Annotated in this window: 26 protein-coding genes; 11 read left to right on the forward strand and 15 right to left on the reverse strand. The window is 69.8% G+C overall.

Features of this window, described 5'->3' with window-relative positions; genetic code table 11:
- Nucleotides 1-11 precede the first annotated feature (11 nt).
- The 3 genes from BUE42_RS27740 to BUE42_RS27745 form a co-directional block, all read right to left on the reverse strand.
- Nucleotides 12-1715, reverse strand: a complete 1704-nt coding sequence (locus BUE42_RS27740; protein WP_073468524.1) for an AAA family ATPase — start codon at nucleotides 1713-1715, stop codon at nucleotides 12-14.
- 95 nt (nucleotides 1716-1810) lie between these two features.
- Entirely contained in the window at nucleotides 1811-1933 is a 123-nt protein-coding gene (locus BUE42_RS34140) for a hypothetical protein (RefSeq protein ID WP_255376901.1), read from the reverse strand.
- Nucleotides 1934-2047: 114 nt separating this feature from the next.
- Nucleotides 2048-2539 (reverse strand): pilin, encoded by a 492-nt coding sequence (locus tag BUE42_RS27745; protein ID WP_200799046.1) that lies wholly within the window; start codon nucleotides 2537-2539, stop codon nucleotides 2048-2050.
- A gap of 147 nt (nucleotides 2540-2686) precedes the next feature.
- On the opposite strand from BUE42_RS27745, the gene BUE42_RS27750 reads away from it, so the two are divergent.
- The 4 genes from BUE42_RS27750 to BUE42_RS27765 all read left to right on the forward strand — a co-directional run bounded on the left by BUE42_RS27750 (nucleotide 2687) and on the right by BUE42_RS27765 (nucleotide 6072).
- Nucleotides 2687-3553: an alpha/beta hydrolase gene (locus BUE42_RS27750; protein WP_073468526.1), complete on the forward strand. Its 867-nt coding sequence runs from the start codon at nucleotides 2687-2689 to the stop codon at nucleotides 3551-3553.
- 159 nt (nucleotides 3554-3712) lie between these two features.
- Nucleotides 3713-4132 (forward strand): rubrerythrin family protein, encoded by a 420-nt coding sequence (locus tag BUE42_RS27755; protein WP_073468527.1) that lies wholly within the window; start codon nucleotides 3713-3715, stop codon nucleotides 4130-4132.
- A gap of 4 nt (nucleotides 4133-4136) precedes the next feature.
- A complete protein-coding gene (locus tag BUE42_RS27760) occupies nucleotides 4137-5483 on the forward strand; it encodes a (Fe-S)-binding protein (protein WP_073468528.1) in 1347 nt (448 codons plus the stop codon).
- A gap of 13 nt (nucleotides 5484-5496) precedes the next feature.
- Nucleotides 5497-6072: a DUF3501 family protein gene (locus BUE42_RS27765; protein ID WP_073468529.1), complete on the forward strand. Its 576-nt coding sequence runs from the start codon at nucleotides 5497-5499 to the stop codon at nucleotides 6070-6072.
- On the opposite strand, the gene BUE42_RS27770 is transcribed toward BUE42_RS27765, so the two are convergent.
- The 3 genes from BUE42_RS27770 to rarD form a co-directional block, all read right to left on the reverse strand.
- Entirely contained in the window at nucleotides 6029-6943 is a 915-nt protein-coding gene (locus BUE42_RS27770; protein WP_073468530.1) for an alpha/beta hydrolase, read from the reverse strand. The two genes, BUE42_RS27765 and BUE42_RS27770, sit on opposite strands and share 44 nt — an antisense overlap.
- 68 nt (nucleotides 6944-7011) lie before the next feature.
- Entirely contained in the window at nucleotides 7012-8037 is a 1026-nt protein-coding gene (locus BUE42_RS27775) for a chitosanase (protein WP_083614659.1), read from the reverse strand.
- Nucleotides 8038-8134: 97 nt separating this feature from the next.
- The gene (gene rarD, locus BUE42_RS27780; protein ID WP_073468531.1) at nucleotides 8135-9010 is read right to left on the reverse strand and encodes an EamA family transporter RarD; all 876 of its coding nucleotides are present in this window, start codon (nucleotides 9008-9010) and stop codon (nucleotides 8135-8137) included.
- Nucleotides 9011-9055: 45 nt separating this feature from the next.
- Here rarD and BUE42_RS27785 point away from each other — a divergent pair, with 45 nt between their 5' ends.
- The 3 genes from BUE42_RS27785 to BUE42_RS27795 all read left to right on the forward strand — a co-directional run bounded on the left by BUE42_RS27785 (nucleotide 9056) and on the right by BUE42_RS27795 (nucleotide 11114).
- The gene (locus BUE42_RS27785; RefSeq protein ID WP_073468532.1) at nucleotides 9056-9325 is read left to right on the forward strand and encodes a MoaD/ThiS family protein; all 270 of its coding nucleotides are present in this window, start codon (nucleotides 9056-9058) and stop codon (nucleotides 9323-9325) included.
- Between the two features lie 17 nt (nucleotides 9326-9342).
- Nucleotides 9343-10419 (forward strand): WD40/YVTN/BNR-like repeat-containing protein, encoded by a 1077-nt coding sequence (locus tag BUE42_RS27790; RefSeq protein ID WP_073468533.1) that lies wholly within the window; start codon nucleotides 9343-9345, stop codon nucleotides 10417-10419.
- A 164-nt stretch (nucleotides 10420-10583) separates the two neighbouring features.
- The gene (locus BUE42_RS27795) at nucleotides 10584-11114 is read left to right on the forward strand and encodes a hypothetical protein (RefSeq protein ID WP_073468534.1); all 531 of its coding nucleotides are present in this window, start codon (nucleotides 10584-10586) and stop codon (nucleotides 11112-11114) included.
- Here BUE42_RS27795 and BUE42_RS27800 read toward each other — a convergent pair whose 3' ends face one another.
- Entirely contained in the window at nucleotides 11115-11489 is a 375-nt protein-coding gene (locus BUE42_RS27800; RefSeq protein WP_073468535.1) for a YchJ family protein, read from the reverse strand.
- The gene (locus BUE42_RS27805) at nucleotides 11486-12460 is read right to left on the reverse strand and encodes a bifunctional helix-turn-helix transcriptional regulator/GNAT family N-acetyltransferase (RefSeq protein ID WP_073468558.1); all 975 of its coding nucleotides are present in this window, start codon (nucleotides 12458-12460) and stop codon (nucleotides 11486-11488) included. Before BUE42_RS27805 ends, BUE42_RS27800 begins: the two co-directional genes overlap by 4 nt.
- Before the next feature lie 132 nt (nucleotides 12461-12592).
- On the opposite strand from BUE42_RS27805, the gene imuA reads away from it, so the two are divergent.
- Nucleotides 12593-13408, forward strand: coding sequence for a translesion DNA synthesis-associated protein ImuA (gene imuA, locus BUE42_RS27810; RefSeq protein ID WP_073468536.1), 816 nt, complete (start codon nucleotides 12593-12595; stop codon nucleotides 13406-13408).
- A gap of 18 nt (nucleotides 13409-13426) precedes the next feature.
- The gene (locus BUE42_RS27815; RefSeq protein ID WP_073468537.1) at nucleotides 13427-14959 is read left to right on the forward strand and encodes a Y-family DNA polymerase; all 1533 of its coding nucleotides are present in this window, start codon (nucleotides 13427-13429) and stop codon (nucleotides 14957-14959) included.
- On the opposite strand, the gene BUE42_RS27820 is transcribed toward BUE42_RS27815, so the two are convergent.
- Genes BUE42_RS27820 through ppx form a run of 3 tightly spaced genes read right to left on the reverse strand, consistent with a single transcriptional unit; the run spans nucleotide 14960 to nucleotide 18402 of the window.
- Nucleotides 14960-15652, reverse strand: a complete 693-nt coding sequence (locus tag BUE42_RS27820; RefSeq protein WP_073468538.1) for a hypothetical protein — start codon at nucleotides 15650-15652, stop codon at nucleotides 14960-14962. It abuts the gene before it with no gap.
- The gene (locus BUE42_RS27825) at nucleotides 15645-16835 is read right to left on the reverse strand and encodes an AAA family ATPase (protein ID WP_073468539.1); all 1191 of its coding nucleotides are present in this window, start codon (nucleotides 16833-16835) and stop codon (nucleotides 15645-15647) included. The genes BUE42_RS27820 and BUE42_RS27825 overlap by 8 nt, the downstream gene beginning before the upstream one ends.
- Before the next feature lie 55 nt (nucleotides 16836-16890).
- Nucleotides 16891-18402, reverse strand: a complete 1512-nt coding sequence (ppx, locus tag BUE42_RS27830) for an exopolyphosphatase (protein ID WP_200799047.1) — start codon at nucleotides 18400-18402, stop codon at nucleotides 16891-16893.
- A gap of 115 nt (nucleotides 18403-18517) precedes the next feature.
- Between ppx and BUE42_RS27835 the strand changes: the two genes are divergently transcribed.
- Together BUE42_RS27835 and BUE42_RS27840 are read left to right on the forward strand one after the other, a co-directional pair.
- A complete protein-coding gene (locus tag BUE42_RS27835) occupies nucleotides 18518-19330 on the forward strand; it encodes a dienelactone hydrolase family protein (protein ID WP_083614661.1) in 813 nt (270 codons plus the stop codon).
- 62 nt (nucleotides 19331-19392) lie between these two features.
- Nucleotides 19393-20169, forward strand: coding sequence for a ZIP family metal transporter (locus BUE42_RS27840; RefSeq protein ID WP_073468540.1), 777 nt, complete (start codon nucleotides 19393-19395; stop codon nucleotides 20167-20169).
- A 3-nt stretch (nucleotides 20170-20172) separates the two neighbouring features.
- Here the strand turns inward: BUE42_RS27840 and BUE42_RS27845 are convergent, their stop codons facing one another.
- From BUE42_RS27845 to BUE42_RS27860, 4 genes are all read right to left on the reverse strand, one after another.
- Nucleotides 20173-20607 (reverse strand): universal stress protein, encoded by a 435-nt coding sequence (locus tag BUE42_RS27845; RefSeq protein WP_056810045.1) that lies wholly within the window; start codon nucleotides 20605-20607, stop codon nucleotides 20173-20175.
- A gap of 88 nt (nucleotides 20608-20695) precedes the next feature.
- Nucleotides 20696-21550 carry a sulfurtransferase gene (locus tag BUE42_RS27850; RefSeq protein WP_073468541.1) on the reverse strand — a complete coding sequence of 285 codons (855 nt, stop codon included), beginning with the start codon at nucleotides 21548-21550 and terminating at the stop codon, nucleotides 20696-20698.
- An 11-nt stretch (nucleotides 21551-21561) separates the two neighbouring features.
- Nucleotides 21562-22455 carry a DMT family transporter gene (locus tag BUE42_RS27855; RefSeq protein ID WP_235002652.1) on the reverse strand — a complete coding sequence of 298 codons (894 nt, stop codon included), beginning with the start codon at nucleotides 22453-22455 and terminating at the stop codon, nucleotides 21562-21564.
- Nucleotides 22456-22487: 32 nt separating this feature from the next.
- Complete coding sequence (locus BUE42_RS27860; RefSeq protein WP_073468543.1) at nucleotides 22488-23612, reverse strand: aromatic ring-hydroxylating oxygenase subunit alpha; 1125 nt, start codon at nucleotides 23610-23612, stop codon at nucleotides 22488-22490.
- Between the last annotated feature and the right edge of the window lie 173 nt (nucleotides 23613-23785).

Below are 23785 nucleotides of genomic sequence, written 5' to 3' on the forward strand. Positions count from 1 at the left end.
CGCAATGCCTCTCAGTGGACCAGGCCGTCGGCCTGCAGGCGCGGCTCGTCGACGCCGGTGGCGCGGTTGAGCTGCATGAAGGTGGTGGGGCCGGCGACGCCGTCGGCGGTGAGGCCCCAGGCCACCTGGAAGCTGGCGAGGCGCGATTTCAGCGCCGCGTTGAAGGCGGGGCCACCGCTCGGCGCGCTCGCGCCCTCGGCCCGTGCCACCAGCGTGGCCAGCGCCTCGACCACCGGCCCGGCGTTGCCCTCGTTCAGCGCCGACTGGTAGCCCTCGGGCGCGCGCCAGAAGGTCGCGAAATCGCCGCGCCACACCTTGGCCAGCGACAGCAGCGACACCGTCTGCGAGACGCCGCCGGCGCGCAGCGTCGCGGTCTGCGGCGTCAGCGCGGTCAGCAGCACGAAGACCGACTGGCCGGCGTCGTCGCGCAGCAGCAGGATGCCGGGGCGGCTCAGCTGGCGGATCAGCGCCAGCGTCGCCACGGTGCGGAAGCACAGCAGGTTCTCGCGCTGCGCGCTGGCGCAGGGGTCGGGCAGGTCGGCGGCGAGCTTCCAGGCCGGCGCCAGCTCGCGCCAGGCTTCCTTCTCGGTGCGCCACGCGGTTTTCATGCCGTCGCGCAGGTCGAGCGAGACCGCGCTGGCCGGCGGGGCGGCGGGCGTGGCGGCCGATGATGCGGCAGCCACCGCCGGGCGGGCCTTGTCCGGCGAACTCGCCGCCGACGCCGGGAACTGCGACGCCTGCGCATCGGGGTTGCCGCTCGAAGGCCGCCCGAGCCGCCCGTCGACCGCCCAGGCCACCATGCCCAGCAGCGCCGCGGCGCCGGCCGCGCCGAGCCCCCAGCGGGCCGCCTGCTGGAAGCGCGACGCAGCAGGCAGCGTCGCGTCGTCGTCGTGCGCCGAGCCGAACACCTCGGCCGCCGCCTTCTCGACGATGGCCTCATCGACCCGCGGCTGGCCTTGCCCGTAGGCGCCCAGCAGCGCGCGGTCGCACAGCAGGTTGATGCGCCGCGGCACGCCGCGCGACAGCTGGAAGATGCGGTGCCGCGCCGGCCGGTCGAAGGGCAGCGCGGTGCGCATGCCGGCCACGGCCATGCGGTGGCGGATGTATTGCGAGGTTTCCTTCTCGCTCAGCGCCTTCAGGTGGTAGCGCGCGATCACGCGCTGCGCGAGCTGCTCGAGCTGCGGCCGCGCCAGCATGTCGCGCAGCTCCGGCTGGCCGATCAGGATGATCTGCAGCAGCTTGCGCTCGGTGGTCTCGAGGTTGGTCAGCAGGCGCAGCTGCTCCAGCACGTCGGGCGACAGGTTCTGCGCCTCGTCGATGATCAGCACATTGTTCAGGCCGATCGCGTGGGTGCGCAGCAGGAAGTCGTTCAGCGGGTCGAGGTAGTCCTTGACGGTCGGCGCGCCCGCGCCCTGGTGCTGGTACGGGATGCGGAATTCCTCGCACACCGTCTTCAGCAGCTCGAACACCGTCAGCTTCGGGTTGAAGATGTAGGCGACGTTGCAGCGCTTCGGGATCTGCTCGAGGAAGCAGCGGCAGACGGTGGTCTTGCCGGCGCCGATCTCGCCGGTCAGCAGCACGAAGCCGCCGCCGCCGCGCACGCCGTACAGCAGGTGCGCGAGCGCCTCGCGGTGCCGCGCGCTCATGAACAGGTAGCGCGGATCCGGGGCGATCGAGAAGGGCTCCTGCTTGAGCCCGAAGAATGGCGCGTACATGGGGGGCGGTGTGACGGTGCGAGCGGGCCGGTGCGGCCCCGCGCAGTCTATCGCCGCCCGCGGTGCAAGCGAACGATCAGCTCAGACGATCTCGCTCAGACGAACGAGTGGGCGAAGCCGACCAGGGCCATCGCGCCGGTCGCGAGTACCACCAGCACCCAGTTCGGCAGGAAGCCGTGGGGGACGGGGCGGGGGCGGTGACGTTGTTTGTCAATCATGTGAACTCCATGTTTCTGGATCGCCCCGAAACCGCCGGAACGACCGTCTGGCGCGGGTTTTATCGGCCAGGTGACGACATGGAAGCGATCTTCGTGCCAGCTTTTGGGTGGCGGTCAGCGGCAGTTCACCGGCAGGAAATTGGGTGGCACGTCGGTCTTGTTGAGCCCCTTGGCCGTCATCTTGGCCGGCACGGCCGAATTGCCGCAGACCCAGGACACCGGCACGACCTGCGCGTCCTCGACCACCGCCGGGCGAAGCGTCAGCGTCTTGCCGCGGATCGCGCCGTTGGCCTGGTTGCCGAAGGTGATCTGGATCGCGCCCGATTCGACCGCCACCGAGCTGACCAGCGTGCTGACGATCTTGTCGCTGGCCGGCAGCCCGGCGGCGGCGTTGTCCAGCGGCAGGGTCTTGGTGGTGGCCCAGGCGGCGGCCACCGGCGCCTTCGCGATGTCGGCCAGCTTGACCGCGTCGACCAGCTGCCCGCGCACCAGCCGGCCCTGCATGCTGGGCACCGCCAGCGTCGCCAGGATGGCGATGACGGCCACGACGACCATCAGTTCGATCAGCGTGAATCCGCGCGAAGGGCGGTGGGAAGGTGCGTGCATGCGGGCCTCGTAGCGATGGCGCATTCTGCCGTGGCGCGGGCGCCGCGCCGGTTTCGATCGGTGACCTGCGCCGGCTTGCCCTGCGGCGGCGGGCGGGTTAGAAACAGGCCCCATCCGGCACCCCTGCGCCGGCACCGCGGAGATTGCATGGCCCGATTCGACCCCGACCGCCTCGACAAGCAATACAACAACCGGGCCCGCATCCCCGAGCACCCGGAGATCTTCGAGCGGTGGGCGAAGGCGTCGGCGCTGTCGCGCGACGGGCTGTCGAGGCGCCTCGACGTGCCCTACGGCGACGGCCCGAACGAGACGCTCGACATCTTTCCGTCGCCGCGCGCCGGCGCGCCGGTGCTGGTGTTCATCCACGGCGGCTGGTGGCGCTCGCTGGACAAATCCGAGCATTCCTTCGTCGCGCCGACCTTCGTGCATGCCGGCGCGATGGTGGTGGTGCCGAACTACGCGCTGTGCCCGGGCACGTCGGCGGCACCGGTGGGCATCGATTTCATCGCGCTGCAGATGGTGAAGGCGCTGGCGTGGGTGTGGCGCAACGCGGCGCTGTATGGCGGCGACCCGCTGCGCATCATCGTGGCCGGGCATTCGGCCGGCGGCCACCTGGCCGCGATGCTGCTGAACTGCGAATGGCCCCAGGTGGGCGCCGACCTGCCGCCCTACCTGGTGCGTGGCGCGCTGGCGGTGAGTGGCGTGTTCGACCTGGAGCCGGTGCGCCGCACGCCCTTCCTGGCGGCCGACCTGCGGCTCACGCCGGCGCTCGCCGCGAAGCTGAGCCCGGTGGCGATGCCGGCGCCGAACGGCGTGCTGTGCGCTGCCGTCGGGGCCGACGAGAGCGAAGAGTTTCTCGCGCAGAACGACGCCATCCGCACCGCCTGGGGCGAGCGCGCGGTGCCGGTGTGCGAGCGCATCCCCGGCACCAACCACCTGACCGTGCTGCACGACCTGGCGTCGCCCGACGGCCGGCTCAACCAGCTCACCCGCCAGCTGCTCGGCCTGGGGTGACCGGTTCGGCGATTTCTCGTCCTCGCGCTTTTACCGTCCTCGTTTACCCGCAGAAAACATAGCGGCCTGCTATGCATTGCATTGAAGCTTTGTATTTGCCGCGCGCCGGCCAGCGCGCTACGGTTCGCCGGTCCCCTCATTCACTAGCAGGAGAGCGCCATGGGATTGAAAGGATCGAAGACCGAGCAGAACCTGAAGGACGCGTTTGCCGGCGAGTCGCAGGCCAACCGCCGCTACCTCTATTTCGCGAACAAGGCCGACATCGAAGGGCAGAACGACGTGGCGGCGCTGTTCCGCTCCACCGCCGAAGGTGAGACCGGCCATGCGCACGGCCACCTCGAATTCCTGGAAGTCGTGGGCGACCCGGCCACCGGGCTGCCGATCGGCTCGAGCCGGCAGAACCTGCTGGCCGCGGTGGCCGGCGAGACGCACGAGTACACCGACATGTACCCGGGCATGGCGCGACAGGCGCGCACCGAAGGCTTCGACGAGATCGCCGACTGGTTCGAGACGCTGGCAAAAGCCGAGCGCTCGCACGCCAACCGCTATCAAAAGGCATTGGACGCGCTGGTCGATTGACAGCATGACCCGCGAAGGCAATCTCGAAGCGCCCACACGCCACCCGGTCGACTGGAAGAACCCGGCGTTCTACGACGAGGAGGCCTGCCTCCACGAGATGGAGCGCGTCTTCGACATTTGCCATGGCTGCAGGCGCTGCGTGAGCCTGTGCCAGTCGTTCCCGACGCTGTTCGACCTGGTCGACGGCAGCAAGACCGGCGAGGTCGACGGCGTCGCGAAGGCCGACTACGCAAAGGTGGTCGACCAGTGCTACCTGTGCGACCTCTGCTACATGACGAAGTGCCCGTACGTGCCGCCGCACCCGTGGAACCTCGACTTCCCGCACACGATGCTGCGCGCCAAGGCCATCAAGTTCAAGAAGGGCGGGGTCGGTGCCGGCGAGCGCTTCCTCGCGTCGACCGACGTGCACGGCCAGTTCGCCGGCATCCCGGTGGTGGTGCAGGTGGCGAATGCGCTGAACCGCACGAAGCCGATGCGCGCGCTGCTCGACAGCACGCTGCACGTGCACCCCGAGGCCTGGCTGCCCGACCTGGCCGCGAGCCGCTTCCGCTGGAGCGCGAAGAAGCAGGGCGCGGCGACTGTCGTGACGAACGGCGAGCGCACGCCGGGCAAGGTGGCGATCTTCTCGACCTGCTATGTCAACTACAACGAGCCCGGCATCGGCCACGACCTGCTGAAGGTGCTCGAGCACAACGACATTCCGTACACGATCGTCGACAAGGAGTCGTGCTGCGGCATGCCGAAGCTGGAGCTCGGCGACCTCGATGCGGTGGCGAAGCACAAGGAGGCCAACGTGCCGGTGCTGGCGCGCTACGCGAGCGAGGGCTTCGCGATCCTGAGCGCGATCCCGAGTTGCACGCTGATGTTCAAGCAGGAGCTGCCGCTGATGTTCCCGGACGATGCCGACGTGAAGCGGGTGCAGGCGGCGATGTTCGACCCGTTCGAGTACCTGATGGCCCGCCACAAGGACGGCCTGTTGAAGACCGACTTCAAGCAGCCGCTCGGCAAGGTGAGCTACCACGTGCCCTGCCACGGCCGCGTGCAGAAGATCGGCAAGAAGACCGAGGAGGTTCTGAAGCTGATCGGCCAGGCGGTCACGGTGCAGCTCAACACGGTGGAGCGCTGCTCCGGCCACGCCGGCACCTACGGCGTGAAGACGCCGACCCACCCGGTCGCGATGAAGATCGGCAAGCCGGTGTTCAAGGCGATGGCGGCGAACGGGCCGGACTACATCAGCTCCGACTGCGCGCTGGCGGGGCACCACATCGCGCAGGGCATGGCGCAGCAGGGCGCGCCGGCCGCGACGCTCGCGCACCCGCTGAGCCTGGTGCGCATCGCCTACGGACTCTGACGGAGCGACCGAGATGATCACGAAGGACAGCCTGCTGACGCTGGAGGCCTACGCGAAGATCCGCACTGCGCAGCGGCCGGCCTTCATCGCGCACCGCCGGCTGCGCTCGGTGGCGCTGGGCGAGCACGTCACCGTGCAGTTCGAGGACGAGCAGACGATCCGCCGGCAGATCCAGGAGATGCTGCACATCGAGAAGATCTTCGACGAGGACGGCATCCAGGGCGAGATCGAGGCCTACGCGCCGCTGCTGCCCGACGGCGGCAACTGGAAGGCGACGATGCTGATCGAGTACCCCGACGTGCACGAGCGCAAGCGCGAACTGGCGCGGCTGATCGGCATCGAGGACCGCATGTTCGTCGAGGTCGAGGGGCAGGCGCGCGTCTACGCGATCGCCGATGAAGACCTCGACCGCGAGACCGACGAGAAGACCTCGGCGGTGCACTTCCTGCGCTTCGAATTTCCGCCTGCCGCACGCGACGCGCTACGCGCCGGAGCGGCCTGCAAGCTGGGCTGCGACCACACGCACTACCCGGCGCACGTGGCGATCAACCCGGAGACGCTGGCTTCGCTGGCGGGGGATCTGCGCTAGCGCCGACGCCGAACAGCTCGGCCACCGCCGCGCGGTACTGCGGCTGGCCCAGGTCGTTGGTGCTGTGGTGCGAGGCGCCTTCGACCAGCAGGAAGCGCTTCGGCTCGCGGGCCCGTTCGAACAGCGCGCGGCCGAGCGCCGGCTGGATCAGCGTGTCGTCGCTGCCGTGCACCACCAGCACCGGCGAGCCGACGTCGGCGATGCGCGACGCGGCGTCGAAGCGCTGCGTGATGAACGATGCGACCGGCAGCCAGCCCCATCGGAAGGTCGACACCACGTCGGGGATCGACGTGAAGCCGCCTTCGACGATCAGGCCAGCCTCGTCGGGCACCTCGGCCGCGAGCTGCACCGCGATCGCACCGCCCAGCGAGTGGCCGAAGATGAAGCGGCGGGCGTGCGGGCGCTTCTGCGCGAGCCAGTCCCACGCGGCGTGGGCGTCCTCGGCGGCCAGCTCCTGCGACGGCAGGCCGGCGCTGCTGCGGCCGAAGCCGCGGTAGTCGATCGCCAGCACCGAGAAGCCCAGTTCGTGCATGCGCCGCATGCGCGTCGCGCTGGTGCGCACGTCGAAGCGGGCCCCGTGCAGGTAGAGCAGCACCGGCGCCTTGGGGTCGTCTTGCGGCAGCCACAGGCCGTGCAGGCGGACCGCCTGGTCACGCGATTCGGCGACGTGGGAGCGGTAGTCGATCCAGGCGTCGTCCATGCCCTTGGCGGCCGCGGCGCCGCCGTACCAGACGCGGTCGCCGGGCTGGAAGATCCACGCGCGCTGGCGCTCGTCGAGCGTCGCGCAGCCGATCTGAAGGCCGAGCAGCACGGCGATGCCGGCCGCGAGGGCGGCCGGGCGGTGCCAGCGGCGGAAGGACAACGAGCGCATCGGGCAACGATGTTGCCACGCCGCCAGCAGGCGACGGCGCCGCTCGGGCTTTCCAGCCCGGCCAGGCACTACTTGATGCTGAAGCTGTCGCCGTAGACCTTCCAGTTCAGCGGCGTGTTCAGGTCGAAGTTGCCGGCCTTCAGCCAGACGCGCTGCGCGGTGTCGACGCGGGTGGTGTCGCTGTGCGCCTCTTCGGTCTTCATCGCGGCCACGCGGGCATCGAGGAAGGCGTTCAGGTAGGTCGTCTCGTCGCCGCCCTGCGCGGGTGTCTTGGCCTTGGCCATCGCCGCCTTGCGGATGCCGCCGAAGCTGACGCCGTTGTTGCCGGGGCCGTGCATCACGATCGCGTCGTAGTAGGCGAACTGGCCGAGCGCGCGCAGGCCGTCGGTCCTGGCCTGGCTCACCGCCGGGTTGAAGTAGGTGTCGTCGCGCACGCTGTCCTGCGACTGCTGGAAGATCACGTCGGCGGCGGCGGTCTTCCAGTCGCCGGTGTAGTTCGGGTCCAGGCCGGCGTGCGAATCGCTGCCGTTCACCTTCTTCAGTGCCGGCAGGTACTTGGCCAGCACGTTGTTCGGCGAGCGCTGGGTGTAGTCCTGGACGACTTCCAGCATGTCGCTGGTGCCGGAGCAGAAGCCGATGATGCCGCCGGTGTAGCCGCGGCCGTCGTTGATGTCCTGGATGTAGGCGTACTGCGCCTTCCAGTTCAGCGACGAGTTCTCGGCGCTCGAGACGATCTGCATCGCGATGTCCTTCTTGCGGGCATCGGTCAGGTCGGTGGACGACGGAGCGGGTGCAGGAGCCGGGGCCGGGGCAGGTGCCGGAGCGGGCGCAGGGGCCGGTGCAGGCGCGGGAGCCGGTGCAGGGCTTGGCGCAGGAGCTGGTGCAGGAGAGGGGGCCGGAGCAGGAGCCGGTGTGGGGGAGGGTGCCGGTGCGGGGGCAGGCGCCGGAGCGGGGGCCGGTGAAGGCGCGGGTGCGGGCGCCGGTGCCGGCGGAGCGCTCGACACCGGCGGGGACGATTCGTCGTCCGAGCTGCCGCCGCAAGCGGAGAGGGCAATGCTCAACGACAGCAGCGCAAGGTGGGTTCGACGGTTCATGGTGGAAAGGTCCGGTGGAATCGTTTCCATTCTGAACGCGCGATGCCGCCGCGCCGCCACCGGGTTGTGACCAGCTGCAACCCCTGTGTCGGCGGCTTCAGGCGCGGGTGCGCCGCGCGGCCCGCCAGCCCTCCACGCTGTACACCGCCAGCGCCAGCCAGATCAGCCCGAACCCCAGCAGCCGCGCGCCGCCGAACGGTTCGCCGAACAGCCACACGCCGAGCCCGAACTGGATGGTCGGGCCGATGTACTGCATCAGCCCGAGCGTGGTCATCGAGATGCGGCGCGCGCCGGCAGCGAACAGCAGCAGCGGCACCGCGGTGATCGGCCCGGCCGCCAGCAGCCACAGGTTGGTCGCGGTGTCGGGCAGCGGGAACAACCCGGTGCCCTGCGCCTGCCAGAACAGCAGCGCGGCGATGGCCAAGGGCGCGAGCAGCATCGCCTCCAGCGTGAGGCCTTCGAGCGGCCCGAGCACCGCCACCTTGCGCAACAGCCCGTAACTGCCGAAGCTCGCGGCCAGCACCAGCGCGATCCACGGCGGTTGGCCGGCCTGCACCGTGAGCCAGACCACGCCGGCCGTCGCCAGCGCGAGCGCGATCCATTGGCCGCGGCGCGGCCGCTCGTGCAGCACGGTGTAGCCGAGCAGCACGTTGACGAGCGGCGTGATGAAGTAGCCGAGGCTCGCGTCGATCACATGGCCGTTGTTGACCGACCAGATGTAGGTCAGCCAGTTCACCGCCAGCAGCAGCGCACTGGCGGCGAACGCGCCCAGCACGCGCGGCTGGCGCAGCAGCGGCCGCAGCCAGCCCCACTGGCGGCGCACGCCCAGCACGATCAGCACGAAGACCAGTGACCAGACGATGCGGTGCGCCAGCACCTCGCCGGCCGGCAGCATGGCCAGCCGGCGGAAGAACAGCGGGAAGATGCCCCACAGTGCGAAGGCGAGGGCGGCGTAGAAGGGTCCGTAATTCATCCGGTGGATTGTCGCGGCTGGCCGCGGCGGGCATCATCGTGCCCCATGGCCCACGTCGTGTTCACGCAGCAGTTGCGCCGCTTCATCGAGACGCCCGAGCTCGATGTCGACGCCGCCAATCTGCGCGCTGCGCTCGACGCGGTGTTCGCCGCGCACCCGCGGCTGCGCGGCTACGTGCTCGACGAGCAGGGCCACCTGCGGCCGAACGTGGTGGCCTTCGTCGACGGCGTGCGCAGCGCAGACCGCGCCGCGCTGGCCGACCCGCTGCGGCCGGACAGCCGGGTCCACGTGATGCAGGCCCTGTCCGGCGGTTGAATTCCAAGGAGTTGCCGATGTCAGACCGTGCCTGGGTCGCGACCCGCAAGGGCCTCTTCGAATTGCAGCGTGGCCGCGGCGGCGCGTGGGACATCGCCCGCACGAGCTTCCTCGGCGAGCCGGTGTCGATGCTGCTGCCGCCCGGCGCCGACGGCCGCCTGCTGGCGGCGCTGAACCTGGGCCACTTCGGCGTCAAGCTGCATGCGTCCGACGACCAGGGCGTCAGCTGGCACGAGGTCGCGGCGCCGGCCTTCCCGGTGCAGCCGGCCGACGCGACCGGCGTGCCGTGGAAGGTGGTCCAGGTGTGGTCGCTGGAGCGCGACCACGGCACGCTGTGGCTCGGCACGCTGCCGGGCGGGCTGTTCCGCAGCGGTGATGGCGGCGCGTCGTGGCAGCTGGTCGATTCGCTGTGGCAGCGGCCGGAGCGCGCCGAATGGTTCGGCGGCGGCTACGACGTGCCCGGCATCCATTCGATCTGCCCGCATCCCACGCGCGCCGGCGACCTGGTGCTCGGCATCAGCTGCGGTGGCGCCTGGGTCACGCACGACGACGGCGCGAACTGGCTGCTGCAGGCCGACGGCATGCGCGCCGCCTACATGCCGCCGGAGCAGGCCGGTTCGCCGAACACGCAGGACCCGCACCGCATCGTGCGCTGCGCTGCGCAGCCGGACGTGCTGTGGACCCAGCACCACAACGGCATCTGGCGCTCGACCGATGCGTCGGCCTCATGGCAGCAGGTGACGAACGCGCCGCTGTCCGACTTCGGCTTCGCGGTCGCGGTGCACCCCGGCGACGCGCAGACGGCCTGGTTCGTGCCGGGCGTCGCCGACCAGCAACGCGTGCCGGTCGGCGGGGCGCTGGTGGTCAATCGCACGCGCGACGGCGGCGCGAGCTTCGAGACGCTGCGCAGCGGCCTGCCGCAGCAGCATTGCTACGACCTGCTGTACCGACACGGGCTCGACGTGTCGCCGGACGGCCGCAGCCTGCTGATGGGCAGCACGACCGGCCATGTGTGGAGCAGCGACGACGGCGGGGACCACTGGACGGCGCTGCCGGCCCAGCTGCCGCCGGTGTACGCGCTGCGCTTCGGTTGATGCACCGGCCCGGTCCGCACACCGGTGGATACATCGACTGACACCTTGTGGCGCCATGTGCACAGATGGCGCGTTACCGTCCCCTCGATCTTGGGGGGCCGCGTGTTGCAGCGCATGACAAGGCCGCCCGTGCTCCGGACAATCGGAGCTGTCGAGGAAGCGCCATGCCCACCACCATCACCGTCGGAGCCCGTTCCATTTTCGTCACCGCGACCGCGTGGGTGTTCATCCTGCTCGGCGCGCTGGCCTGTGCCTCGGCGCTGCTGCAGAACGCGATGCTGGTGTCGGGTGGGTTTCGCAGAGAGGGCCTGCAGGTCAGCGGCCTGTTCGGACTGCTGATTGCCTACCTGCCGTGGGTGGTGAATGCGGGGCTGGTGATGTCGCTGGCCACGCTGGTGTCGGCGGTCGGGCTGCTGCTGCGCCTGAACTGGGCGCGCCGCACCTTCATCGCGCTGCTGCTGCTGACGATCGTCGCGAACCTGCTGGGCGTGTGGCTGCAGCAGGAGGTGATGCAGTCGGTGGTCGACAGCACGCTGAGCACCGCGATGCTGCCGCCGCGGGCGCTCGGCGTGTTCGGCGGTTTCGTGACCGCGGCGCGCGTGATGGCGGTGCTGGTGACGCTCGGGGCCTGCGGGATGCTCGGGTGGATCATCCGCCGGCTGATGTCGGCCAGCGTGCGCCAAGAGTTCGCCTGATCAGAACTCGCCGTCGAGGTAGAACCAGCGGCCTTCTTCGCGCACGAAGCGGCTTGTCTCGTGCAATCGCTGCGCGCGGCCGCCGAGCTTGCTGCGCGCGACGAACTCCACGGTCGCGTGATCGGCATCCTGTGAAGCATGCCGGCGCACGTCCAGCCCGAGCCAGCGCAGGCCCGGCGGATCGGGCTCCAGCGTGGCGGGCCGCGTGCTCGCATGCCAGGTCGCCAGCAGGTAATCCGGCAATCCGTTGACGAAGGCGCTGTAGCGCGAGCGCATCAAGGCCTCGGCATCGGGCGCTTGCAGGTGCAGCGGTCCGGCGTGGTAGCGGCCGCAGCAGTCGGCATAGGGAACGGGCAGGCCGCAGGGGCAGGTCATGTCAGATCGAGGATCCAGGTTTCTCCGACCAGATCGTGCCCGAAACTGTGGTGCGGTTCGCTCGCGACGAGCCGGTAGCCCGCGGCTGCATAGATGCCGCGCGCGGCACTCAGGTTGCCGTTGGTCCACAGCGTGATGCGGCGGTAGCCGGCGTGGCGCGCGAAGCGCTCACACTCTTCGACCAGCCGGCGGCCCAGGCCGAGCCCGCGGGCCGACGGCTCGACCAGCAGCATGCGCAACTGGGCCACGCCTTCCTGCACCGCCTGCGTCGATTCGTCGCGCGCCTGCACGAGGAAGACGCAGCCGACGTTCGCACCATCGCGCTCGGCGATCCAGCAGGCCTCGCGCTCCGGCTCGAAGCGCTCGATGAAGGCGGCGGCGATGCGCGCGACCAGCGCCTCGAAGCCGATGTCCCAGCGGTACTCCTGCGCATACAGCGCGCCGTGGCGCGCGATCACCCAGCCGATGTCGCCCGGGCGGTGCGCCCGCAGCAGGTAAGGCTGGCGCGTGCGGCGTGCCGGGTCGTCGTCGAGCAGGCGCTGCAGCGTGCCCATCGCCTGCAGCAACTGCTGCTGCGACGGCTCGTCGAGCGCCGCGAGCAGCGCCTGCACCTGCTGCTGCGAGCCGCTGTCGAGCGGCGCGAAGGCGGCCCGGCCGGCTGCCGTGAGCGACAGGTGCGACTGCCGCGCATCGCTGGCCGACGGCCTCGCCTCGATCAACCCGCGCTCGCGCAGGCCGCGCAGCAGCCGGCTCAGGTAGCCGGGGTCGAGCTCCAGCGAGCGCGCGAGCTCGCCGGCCGTCGGCTGCGCCTGGTGCGCGAACTCCCACAGCAGCCGCGATTCGGTCAGCGTGAAGCCGCTGTCCACCAGGCCTTCGCGCAGCACGCCGATGCGGCGTGTGTAGAAGCGGTTGAAGGCGCGTACCGCGGCCACGCGGTCGTTCGGATCGGAAGAGGCAAGGGCGTCAGGCATGACCGGCATGCTGCCGGAATTGATTGCCAAAAGCAATCATCAATGTGCCAAAGGCTTATTCATACAGACTTGTAACGCCATGGCCCCGTTTTCAAGGGGATCGATATACTGGATGTGCATACAGTAGTTCACATGCCTTCCGCTATCACCCACTTCGCCCCTCACGCTCGTGCGCCGCTGCCCGAGCGGCTGCACACCAGCGTGTGGCGTGGCAACCAGATGGGGCGCAGCGCCGAACGCGCACTGCCCAGCGGCTTCGCGGCGCTCGATGCGCAACTGCCGGGCGGGGGCTGGCCGCGCCGCGCGCTCAGCGAGTTGCTGCTGCCGCACCCCGGCCTCGGCGAGATTCGCCTGCTCGCTCCCAGCCTCGCCGCGACGCAGCGGGCCGGCCGGCTGGTGATGCTGTTCGATCCACCGGCCGCGCTGTCGGCCTGGGCGCTGATGCAGATGGGGCTGGATGCCGAGCAGCTGCTGGTGATCGACACCGGCACGCAGGGCATTCCCGGCGTCGACGGCCGGCCGCACGAGGCGGGCGTGGACGCGCGCTTGTGGGCGCTGGAGCAGGCGCTGCACAGCGGACATGTCGGCGCGGTGCTGGCGTGGTTGCCACCGCGCCTGCGCGCCGAGCGGCTGCGCCGGCTGCAGGTGGCCGCCCATGCGCACGACGGCCCGGCCTTCGTGTTGCGCGAGATGGCGGTGCAGCAGCAGGCGAGCCCCGCGCCGTTGCGCCTGGCGTTGCAGGCCGGCGGGGCCGATTGCCTCAGCGTGCGCGTGCTGAAGCGCCGCGGCCCGCCGCTCGCCCAGGCGCTGCTGCTCGAGCTGCCGCCGGTGCTGTCGGCCAGCGCCACGCGCAAGGCCCGCGAGCTGGCGGCGCAGACGGTGCTGTCGGGGCAGGGCGCAGCCGCGGTGCCGCTGCTGCGCGCCGCGACCTTCGTCAACCTCGCCTGATGTGCGCATGGGCACGCGATGCTCTGGATCGGTCTTCACCTGCCGTTGCTGCCGCTGGAATCCTTCCTGGCGACGCTCCCGGCGGGCGGCGGCAGTGATGAGCCGGCCGTCGCGCTGGTCGAGGCGCATCGCATCGTCCATGCCAATGCGAACGCGCAGGCGCTGGGCGTCAAGCCGGGGCTGAAGCGCGCGACCGCGCTGGCGCTCGCGCCGCAGTTGCTGATCGGCCAAGCCGATGCGCTGCGCGACCGCCAGGCGCTGGTCAGCGTCGCGCATGCGGCGCTGGCGTTCACGCCGGCGGTCAGCTTCACGCTGCCGCAGGGCGTGCTGCTCGAGGTCGAATCCAGCCTGCGTTATTTCGGCGGGCTCGAAGCGCTGCTGCAGCGGCTGCGCGAGGCGCTGCGGCCGCTCGGCCACGCGCTGCACTGCGTCAGCACACCGACGGCGCAGGGCTCGGCGCTGTTGTCGCGCAGCGTCGACGGCCTGCATTGCGCCGATGCCGCCGCGCTGCAGCGCGCGCTCGATGCCGCGCCGGTCTGGCTGCTCGGCCCGGGCCGCGAGCACTGGGAGGCGCTGCAGGGCATGGGCCTGAACACGCTGGGCGACCTGCGCAGCCTGCCGCGTGCCGGACTGACGCGGCGCTTCGGCGAGGCCTTGCTGGTCGAGCTGGATGGCGCGCTCGGCCGGCGCCCCGACCCGCGCGTGTCGATCGAGCTGCCGGCGAGCTTCGACAGTGCGCTGGAGCTGTTCGCGCGGGCCGACACCACCGAGCAGGTGCTGCACGGCGTGGAGGTGCTGCTGGCGCGGCTGGTGGCGTGGTTGTCGGCGCAGCATGCCTTCGTGCGCCGCTTCAGCCTGCTGATGAAGCACGAGCCGCGCTGGCGGCGCGATGACAAGACACCCTTGCACACCACGCTGGAGATCGCGCTGGCCGAGCCGTCGCGCGACCTGAAGCACTTGATGGCGCTGCTGCGCGAGCGGCTGTCGCAGCTGGCCTTGCCGGCGCCGACGCTGGAGCTCGTGCTGCGCGCCAGCGACATCGCGCGCCAGCCGCCGCCGAATGCCGAGCTGTTCCCGACGCCGCGCAGCGAGCGCGAGGGGCTCACGCGCCTGCTCGAGCGGCTGCAGGCCCGGCTCGGCCGTGAGCGGGTGCAGCGCGTGCTGCCGGTGCAGGACCATCGGCCCGAGCGCGGCAGCCGGGTGTGCGCGGCGCAACTCGACGGCCTGGTGCCGCGTGGCGGGGCCGCGCCGCCGCTGCGCCGTGCCGAGTTGCTGCAGCAAGGCGCGCTGGTGCGGCCGGTGTGGCTGCTGCCGCAGGCGATGCCCTTGCCGCAGAAGCAGTCGCAGCCGATGTTCGACGGCCACCTGCTGCAACTGCTGGCCGGGCCGGAGCGCATCGAAGCCGGCTGGTGGGATGGCGACGCGGTCGAGCGCGACTATTTCATCGCGCAGCTGCCCGATGGCGCGCTGGTGTGGATCTACCGCGCGCGGCTGCCGCTGTCGGCGCAGTCGGAGGGGGAGGGGTGGTTCCTACAGGGGCGGTTCGGGTGATCAATGAACACCAAAGACAGCGAGCGTGTCGTTGGCAAACTGCCTCGCCCGCGAGCAGCGCTCCGCGACCTGGGCCCAATTCGCCGTGACCCGGGGGGCCGCAAGCAGCACATCCGGCCGCGATTTCCGGAAGCGGTACGCGAGTGGCAATTGCCGAAGGCGTGGCCCGATGTCCACTCGACACTCGAGTGCTTCCAGCAACGCATGGTCAGCCGGCAGGGTCGCTGCGGCAACCCACGCATCGGTGCTCATCGCGGGCAGGCACACGATGCCGGTCGGCCCGGGCTGCGCAGGATGGAGCCAGCTCAACAGCACGGCATGCAGCGCGCTCGCAGCGGCGGCCGTGGGCGGGCAGGGGTTGTCGCAAGGCAGTGGCTTCCAGATGTCGGCCGGTGCCATCGCGATATCGGCATATGAAAAACCGGCGACATCGGCGTCCAGGTGCAACACCACTGCATCGAAACTCTTCAACGTCGGATCAGTGTTCAGCGGGCCGGCGTGTCGAGTCGCCACGTCCTTGCACCACTTCAGCACACCACCCCATCCACCACCCAGCCTGGGCAGGGTCGATTCAGGCTGCAGTTGCACCAGCTCGAAGGTGCGAGGGGACAGCACGGCCTGCAGTGCGGCCTTCAGGATTTCTCTCTCGGTCAGCGAGCCTTCCGCCACCAACGCGATGCGCAGGTCAGACATCCGGCACCGCCCCGAGGTGCCCCATCGGCCACAGGCGTGACAGCGGGTATTGCTGGTTCAGGGCGGCCAGCTCGGGCGTCATCTCGATGCGATGCACGCTGGTATGCCCCAAGTTGTTGCGGCCCACCGCGAACAGGCGGACAGCATCGTTGGAGAGATCCAGGCCGTCCAGCACAGCAGGATTGTGCGCGGTGAACAAGAGCTGCCGGGGCGGCGATCCTCGCTGAGTCAGCCAGCCATGCAGTCTCTGGACCAGGGCCTTGACGAGTCGCGGGTTCAGCGCCTGATCCAGGTTGTCGATGGCGAGCACCGACGGCCCCCGTTCTGCCAGACACAACGCGGCGCAATACAAGACATACAGCGCCCCTTCGCTGGCGTCGTAGGCTGTCAGCTCGTTGCGGCTGGCGGCCATGTAGCGGTCAGTGAACTTCAGCACCGTCTGTGCGCGTGGAACCGAAGGCGACAGCAATGTTTGCGTGCTGCGCGTGGTGCTCACGTCGGAAGCCCAGTCCAGCATGCCCAACAGATCGTCCAACAGCCCCGATTCGTCTGCCAATGCCGAATGCCTCAGATCGTCGATGGCTTCCGCGAGGCGGCCACCCGACAGACCGACCGGCTCGCGGGTCTGTTGATCGGGCACCATCCCTCGCAGCGTTGGCGTATTCGGGCAGTAAATGGCGTATTGCTGAAGCTCGGCAAGCAGGTCAGCTGCGGCGCTGCCAGGCTCCAGATCCACCATGCGAAGCGCCGCCAACCCGGATTTGGGATTGAGGTTGCGCTTGTTGCGAACGCCATCGGAGACGATGGCTTCTCCGCCCTGTTCCAGTCGCTCGGTCTTGAACGTCCAGGCGGGTTCGGGAGACTCCAGCGGATTCAGCAGCGAAACGCGGTACGTCGCACCCTGGACTGATACGGCTTCGATGCCGATGTGCGGCTGCGCCGGCGTGCCTCGGAACGAGCTCTTGTAGAGACGCGGCAGTCCGGCGCGCACCCCCCGTCGCAACAGGGCCTCGTCATCCACCATCCCGTTCGCTGCTGCGCCGAGGACGCCAATGGCCTCCAGGATGTTGCTCTTGCCGACCCCGTTCGCACCGATGAAGCAGTTGACAGTCCCCAGTTCGAGACCGCTGTCGCCGAGGTCATGAATGGACTTGAATCCGTTTATCTTGATCGTCTTGATCACGGCCGTACTCCAGGTTCACTGCGCAATCTGGCGACGATTCTCGGCGCAGAACACATCACCTCGGCTTCAGCGCCAGCTTCAACAGGTTGCTCTTCTGCCACGCCTCGACCTCCTCGTTCAGCAGGAACATCGTGCGCGGATGGGTCTGCGCCCAGGCCTCGGTGAAGCCGAGCGTCGCCTGCCGGCCGGCCAGCTGCAGCTGCAACGCCGTCGCATCGACCGGCCCGCGCGCATGGCACTTGATGATCGCGAGCCGCAGGCACATCACCTGGGCCGCGAAATCCGCGTTCGCGAGCTGCGGCTCCACCTTGCGCAGCCCGCCGCGCTGCGCCAGCACCAGCTCGGCGAGCCGGCGCTGCTGCGATTGCGAAAACCCCGCCGCGTCGACATTGCCCAGCACGTAGGCGCTGTGCCGGTGGTGGTCGTGGTGCGAGATCATCATGCCCATCTCGTGCAGCGCACAGGCCCAGCGCAGCTCGCGCGCCTGGATCGGGCTGCGCTGCGGCGCCGCGCTGGCGTGCAACGCATCGGCCACGCCCGCCACCCGCCAGGCCTGCGTGCTGTCGACCTCGAAGCGCCGCTGCATCTCGACCACCGAGGCATCGCGCATGTCGTGCCCGTCGTGGCCTTCGCGGTCGCGCGATTCGGCATGCAGCCGCTCGTCGAGGTCGAAGATCACGCCCTGGCGCAACGCCCCGCGCGCCGGCTGCAGCAGCTGGATGCCGAAGTGCGTGGCGAGCGTGTACAGGATCGCGAGGCCGCCGGCGATCACCGCGCGGCGGTCTTCCTTCAGCCCGGGCAGGCTCAGCTTGTCGATGCGGCCGGCCTTCAGGCACTGCTCGATGCACCAGCGCAGCCCGTCGGGCGTGATCGCGCCGTCGGTGATGCCGCTCGCCTGCAGCAGCTGCGACACCGCACCGGCCGTGCCCGACGAGCCCAGCGCCTCGCGCCAGTGCTGCGGCGCGAACGGCGCCAGCGCTTCTTCGAGCTCGGCCCCGGCGGCCACCTGCGCGGCGCGGAACGCGGCCTCGGTGAAGCGCCCGTCGGCGAAGTAGCGCATCGACAGGCTGACGCTGCCGACCTGGAACGACTCGGCGCGCAGCGGCGTGCGGCCTTGCCCGAGGATCATCTCGGTCGAGCGCCCGCCGATGTCGATCACCAGCCGGGGGTCTTCCGACGGCTGCAGCCGCGCGACGCCGGCATAGATCAGCCGCGCTTCCTCGCGGCCCGAGATCACCTCGATCTGCTGGCCGAGCACCTCTTGGGCGCGCAGCAGGAAGGCGTCGCGGTTGCGCGCCTCGCGCAGCGTCTGCGTCGCGACGGCGCGCACCTGGCCCGCTTCGTAGCCGCGCAGGCGCTGCGCGAAGCGGCCCAGGCAGGTCAGGCCGCGCAGCATCGCGTCTTCGGTCAACAGGCCCGACTTGTCGAGGCCGGCGCCCAGGCGCACGGTCTCCTTCAGGTAATCGATGCGCTTGTAGCGGCCGGGGCTCAGTTCGCCGATCTCCAGGCGGAAGCTGTTGGAGCCCATGTCGATGGCCGCAAGGTGGTCGGGGAATCGGCTGGTCATGCGGGCGATTCTCACTTGGTTTGCCGGCAGACCTCGTCGCGGCCAGGGGCTGCATCGAGAAAATAGAATCGCGCCCACCCACACGGGCCAACTCACACGCATCAGGGGGATCGCCATGCTCGTCACCGCAGGCCAGGGCTATGCCGCATCGGTGCAGCCGATCACCGCCCATGCCATCGTCACCGATGCCCACGGGCTGGCCGCCGGGCCGGTCACGATCCCGGTCGGCGGGTTCGAGATGCCCGCCTACCGTGCGATGCCGGCCGGCGGCACCGGGCTGCCGGTGATCGTCGTCATCAGCGAGATCTTCGGCGTGCACGAGCACATCGCCGACGTGGCGCGGCGTTTCGCGAAGCAGGGCTACCTCGCGATCGCGCCCGAGCTGTTCGTGCGCCAGGGCGATGCGAAGGCCTACACCGACGTGGCCCTGCTGCACTCCGAGCTGATCAGCCAGGTGCCCGACGCGCAGGTGCTGAACGACCTCGATGCGACCGTCAGCTGGGCCGCGACGCAAGGCGGCGACGTGTCGCGGCTGGGCGTGACCGGCTTCTGCTGGGGCGGGCGCATCACCTGGCTCTTCGACGCGCACAACGCCGCGGTGAAGGCCGGCGTGGCCTGGTACGGCAAGCTGGCGACGCCGGCCACCGAGTTGCAGCCGCGCCGCCCGGTCGACATCGCCGGCCAACTGCACGGCCCGGTGCTCGGCCTCTACGGCGGGGCCGACACCAGCATCCCGCTTGACACGGTTGATAAGATGAAATCAGCCTTGGCCGTGGGGGGTGCTGCAGCCAAGGCTTCCGAAATCGTGATCTATCCCGACGCGCCGCATGCGTTCCATGCCGACTACCGGCCGAGCTATCGGCCCGAGGCGGCCCAGGACGGCTGGCGGCGGTGCCTCGACTGGTTCAAGGCGCACGGCGTCGCCTGAACAGCCTTGTCTGCTTTTGCCCGAGCCGCGCACATCGCGCGGCTTTTGTTTGATCGAGTCCCATGACCCTTCTCTACATCGTGCTCGCGACCTTTGCCGGCGGGCTGCTGTCGGTGCTGCTGGCCGCGAGCCTGACGATCAACGTGCTGGGCCGCATCGTGCACCACCTGGTCAGCCTGTCGGCCGGCGTGCTGCTGGGCACTGCGCTGCTGAACATCCTGCCGGAGGCGTTCGAGAGCAAGGCCAGCCCGCAGAGCCTGTTCATGACGCTGCTGGCCGGGCTGCTGTTCTTCTTCCTGCTCGAGAAGGCCGAGCTGTACCGCCACGGCCATCACCATGAAGGCGACGAGCACCACCACCACCACGGCTTCGACAAGCACCAGGCCGGCCGCGGTGGCTGGACCGTGCTGCTGGGCGACAGCATCCACAACTTCTGCGACGGCATCATCATCGCGGCGGCCTTCCTGACCGACACGCGGCTGGGCATGTTCACCGCGCTCGCGATCATCGCGCACGAGATTCCGCAGGAGGTGGGCGACTACATCGTGCTGCTGAACGCCGGGCTGTCACGCCGCAAGGCACTGCTCTACAACGCGATGTCGGGCATGGCCGCGGTGGTCGGCGGCGTGGTCGGCTACGTGGTGGTCGGGCCGTGGGAAGCGCTGTTCCCGTACCTGCTGGTGGTCGCGTCGAGCAGCTTCATCTACGTGGCGGTGGCCGACCTGATCCCGCAGTTGCAGCACCGGTTGTCGGCGAAGGACACCGCGGCCCAGCTGGCGTGGCTGGGCGTCGGGCTGGCGATCGTGATCTTCGTCGCCAGCCACGCGCACCATCACTGATGGCTACCGAACGACCAGCACCGGCACCTTGCTGTGCGTCAGCACCTTCTGCGTCTCGCTGCCCAGCAGCAGCGCGCTGACGCCGCGCCGGCCGTGCGAGGCCATCACGATCAGGTCGCACTCCTGGCGGCGGGCGTGGTCGATGATCGCCTCCCAGGGGTGCAGCGCCTCCAGCGTGTGCGCCTCGCAGGGCACGCCTAGCGCGACGCAGTCGTCGCGCACCGCCTTCACGCGGGTCGATGCGATGCGCTCCTGCGCGTCGAAGAACTCCTGCGGCGGCGTCGGCTGCATCTCCGAGATCGCGCTGTACGGGAACGGCTCCTTGACACTCAGCGTGTAGACCCGCGCGTTGACCGACTTGGCCAGCGCGATGGCCGTGTCGGTCGCCTTCTTCGTGATGTCCGAACCGTCGGTCGGAACCAGGATGCGGTGGAACATGGTCACCTCCTGAAAGTGGGAACAGGATGGACTTCACCCGGAAGTCCAGTGTTCCCCAGAAGGCGCCCGCGGTGGCCGCTATCCCGCGTCAGAGACGAGGAGATTTCTCCGTCGGACGAGCGCTGTCGGATGACCATTCGCTCCACGAACCCGGGTACAGCGCGGCCCCGCCCAGCCCGGCGATTTCCATCGCCAGCAGGTTGTGGCAGGCGGTGACGCCCGAGCCGCACTGGTTCACCACCGATTCCGGCGCACGGCCTTCCAGCGCGGCGAGGAACTCGGCGCGCAACTGGTCGGCTGGCTTGAAGCGGCCGTCCGGCTGCAGGTTGTCCTTGAAGAAGCGGTTCTTCGCGCCGGGAATGTGGCCGGCCACCGCATCGATCGGCTCGACCTCGCCGCGGTAGCGTTCCGGCGCGCGGGCATCCAGCACCAGCACCTCGCCCAGGCGCTGCTGAAGCCGGCCGGCGTCGATCGTCGGCCGCTGCGGCGCGGCATCGGGGTAGGGTGCCGCCGGCACCGGTTGCGCAGTCTCCTGCGACAACGCCCCGCCGGCCGCCTGCCAGGCAGCGAGCCCGCCATCCAGCACGCGCACTGCCGGGTGGCCCATCCACAGCAGCACCCACCAGGCGCGCACCGCATACATCGCGGCCTGCCGGTCGTACACGACGACCTCGCGCCCCGGCACGATGCCGATGTCGCCCATCCAGCGCGCGTAGTCGGCGCGATCGGCGAGCGGGTGGCGGCCGTTGCGGCCGGTCTTCGGGCCCGACAGGTCCTCGTTCAGGTTCACGTACAGCGCGCCAGGGAGGTGGCCCTCGCGGAAGCTGCGCTCGCCGGCGGTGGCATCGGCGAGGTCGAAGCTGCAGTCGAGCACCAGCGGCGGCTGGGTTTGTCTCAGCGCCTGTTGCAGTTCAGCGGCAGAGATCAGCGGCGGTCGGATCATCGGGAGGCCTTTCAGCTTTCGGGCAGGACGGAAATGTCGCGCTGCGGCGGAGACTCCTGGCGCAGTCGCAGCGCGGCGAGCCCGGCCCCGACGATCAGCACCATGCCGGCCAGCGCCATCCAGGTGACCGGATCGCTGAAGATCAGCACGCCGTACGCGAACGAGAATGCGATGCCCAGGTACTGCAGGCTCGCGTTGACCAGCGTCTTGCCGGTGCTGTAGGCCCGGGTCATCAGCAGTTGCGCGGTGGTCGCCAGCAGGCCGACGGCCAGCAGCAGTGCCGCGCCGGTCCAGGTGTGCGCATGCACGCCGTTCCACAGCATGCTGAGTGCGCCGGCCAGCACGCCGCCGAGCGAGAAGTAGAAGACGATGCGCGATTCCGGCTCGCCCGCCTTGCCGAGGGCCGAGACCTGCAGGTAGGCGGTGGCCGAGACCACGCCCGACAGCAGCCCGATCAGGCCGTGCCACAGCTGGTTCTCGGCGATCGTCGGCCGCAGGATCAGCCCGACGCCGATGAAGCCGCACAGCACCGTCGCGATCAGCCGGCCGTCGACGCGGGCAGTGCCCAGCACCGCGGCGCCGCCGATCAGGAACAGCGTCATCCATACCGACGACATGTAGTTCAGCGTCATCGACGTCGCCAGCGGCAGGTTGCCGATCGAGTAGAACCACAGGCACAGCGCCGACACGCCGGTCAGGCTGCGCCAGAAGTGCATCGATGGCACGTTGGTGCGCAAGGTGCCGCCGCGCCAGCGCGTCAGCGCCGCCAGCAGCAGCGTGCCGGTCAGGCCGCGGTAGAAGACGATCTCGCCGGCAGGGTAGTAGGCGGACGCGAGCTTCACGCAGACCCCCATGCTGGCGAACAGGAGCGACGCGAGGATCATCAGGACGGGGGCGGAGCGCATCGGGCGATTCTCACCCGGCGCGCGATGCCCCGTCACACGGCAAGCTTCATCGCCTTGCGGTACCACGCATGGAATTCCTCCATGCCGTCTTCCATCGGCGTCTGGTACGGGCCGACCTCGTTGTCGCCGCGCTCGTGCAGTGCGCGCCGGCCGGCGTCCATGCGCAGCGCGATCTCGTCGTCCTCGACGCAGGTCTCGAGGTAGGCCGCCTGGTTCGCGTCGACGAACTCGCGCTCGAAGGCCGCGATCTCTTCCGGGTAGAAGAACTCGACGACGTTCAGCGTCTTCTGCGGCCCCTTCGGGTACAGCGTCGACACCACCAGCACGTGCGGGTACCACTCGACCATCACGTTCGGGTAGTAGGTGAGCCAGATCGCGCCGTGCGCCGGCACCGGGTTGTCGAAGCGGCCGCTGCGAAACGCCAGCACCGCGTCGTGCCACTTGCGGTAGGTGTCGGAGCCCGCCTTCGCGAGCGCGTTCTTCGGGCCGACCGTCTGCACCGAATGGTGGCGGCCGAACTCCCAGGCCAGGTCGTCGCAGCTGACGAACTGGCTCAGCCCCGGGTGGAACGGGCCGACGTGGTAGTCCTCCAGGTAGACCTCGATGAAGGTCTTCCAGTTGTAGTCGCACTCGTGCATGTGCACGCGGTCGAGCACGTAGCCGCTGAAGTCCAGGTCGGCGCGCGGGCCGAGGCTGGCCAGGTCAGCGGCCACGTCGCGGCCGTTGGCCTCGAAGACCATGCCGTTCCAGGTCTGCGTCTTGTAGCGGTTCAGGTGCAGGCAGGGGTCGGCCGGGAAGTGTGGCGCGCCGATCAGCTGCCCCTTCAGGTCGTAGGTCCAACGGTGCAGCGGGCACACGATGTGGCTGCCGGTGTTGCCGCGCCCGCGCAGCATCACCGCCTGGCGATGCCGGCAGACGTTGGAGATCAGCTCGATCCCCTGCGCGGTGCGCACCAGCGCGCGGCCCTCACCCTCCTGGGGCAGGGCGTAGTGGTCACCGATGTCGGGAACCGCGAGTTCGTGCCCCAGGTAGCGGGGCCCATGCTGGAAGATGAGCTCCATCTCGCGGCGATGGAGGTCGTCGTCGAAGTACGCGGAAACGGGGAGTTGGGTGTTTTGGCGCTCGAGAGCAGGAAGTGCGAGGCTCAGGTCGGACATGATCCCGAGGGTCTCCTATAACCGATGTGAACGTGCCACCACGGGGCGCTGCCGGGGGTGGGAGGTCTCGCTGCGCACGGCGCGTTGGAACCAGCGAGGGCGGGATTGTAGCTGCGGCGCCGCAGCTCGTCCCTCTTTGGGGGGATGAAGTGATGAAGCCGCCGCCGGGTCGT

The sequence above is a fragment of the Rhizobacter sp. OV335 genome (genome assembly GCF_900142965.1).
Classification (GTDB): Bacteria; Pseudomonadota; Gammaproteobacteria; order Burkholderiales; family Burkholderiaceae_C; genus Rhizobacter.